Source organism: Streptomyces sp. NRRL F-525, assembly GCF_000716605.1.
GTDB lineage: Bacteria > Actinomycetota > Actinomycetes > Streptomycetales > Streptomycetaceae > Streptomyces.
The window spans coordinates 1-1,100 of record NZ_JNXE01000111.1; the positions used below are offsets into that span (position 1 = coordinate 1).

1 protein-coding gene and 1 pseudogene are annotated in these 1,100 nt (G+C 64.8%); both read right to left on the reverse strand.

The window, feature by feature from the left end:
- Window positions 1–486: alpha-amylase family glycosyl hydrolase (locus tag OO69_RS49250; RefSeq protein WP_037831922.1), on the reverse strand; the 486-nt coding region annotated here is incomplete at its 3' end.
- Window positions 434–1,100: pseudogene (locus OO69_RS48085) on the reverse strand (alpha-1,4-glucan--maltose-1-phosphate maltosyltransferase); the annotation flags it as partial. The gene OO69_RS49250 and the pseudogene OO69_RS48085, both read right to left, overlap by 53 nt.

A 1,100-nucleotide genomic window follows, 5' to 3' on the forward strand; every position in this document is an offset into this window, starting at 1 on the left:
GGAGGCTTCGGTGTCGACGAAGATGATGCGGGCGTCGGGGTACTGCTTGTCGTCGTCGGCCCACATGTAGTAGTCGCCGTAGGGCCCGTCGGGGTCTTTTCTCGACTCCTGGAACCACGGGTGCTGGTCGCTGGTGTGGTTCATGACGAAGTCGATGATGACGCGCATGCCGCGTTGGTGGGCGGAGTCGACGAATTCGACGAAGTCGGCGAGGTCGCCGAATTCGGGGAGTACGGCGGTGTAGTCGGAGACGTCGTAACCGCCGTCGCGCAGGGGGGATTTGAAGAACGGTGGCAGCCAGAGGCAGTCGACGCCCAGCCACTGGAGGTAGTCGAGTTTGGCGGTGATGCCCTTGAGGTCACCGACGCCGTCGCCGTTGCTGTCCTGGAAGGAGCGGACCAGGACCTCGTAGAAGACGGCGCGTTTGAACCACTCGGGGGACGGTGAGGATGTGTGCGGGCCGGTTACCCGGCTCCAGGCGCACATAGTTGGCCCTGCCCCAGTGATAGGTCTCGCCGGTGAGCTCGTCGCGCACCGGCACCGACTCGTGCCATTCCAGGCCGAGTTGCGGCATGTCCAACGAGACCGTGGCCTCCTGGGTGTGGTGAGGGTCGAGGTTCGCGACCACCAGAACCGTGTTCGAACCGCTGCGCTTCGAGTACGCGATCACCGCCTCCTGATCCACATCGTGGAAGTGGAGATCGCGCAACTGCCGCAACGCCGGGCTGCGGCGCCGGATGTCGTTGAGCTTGCCCAGCAATGGCGCGATGCTACGTCCTTCCCGCTCGGCCGACACCCAGTCGCGGGGACGGAGTTGGTACTTCTCGGAGTCCAGATACTCCTCGCTGCCGGGCCGCAACGGTGTGTTCTCGCACAACTCATACCCGCTGTACACCCCCCACGTCGGAGCGAGGGTCGCGGCGAGCACCGCCCGCAGTTCGAAGGCGGGGCGGCCGCCGTCCTGGAGGAACTCGTGCAGGATGTCCGGGGTGTTCACGAACAGGTTCGGCCGCATGTAGGCGGCGGCTTCCCCCGACAACTCGCTGAGGTATTCGGTGAGTTCCTGCTTCGTGTTGCGCCAGGTGAAGTAGGTGTACGAC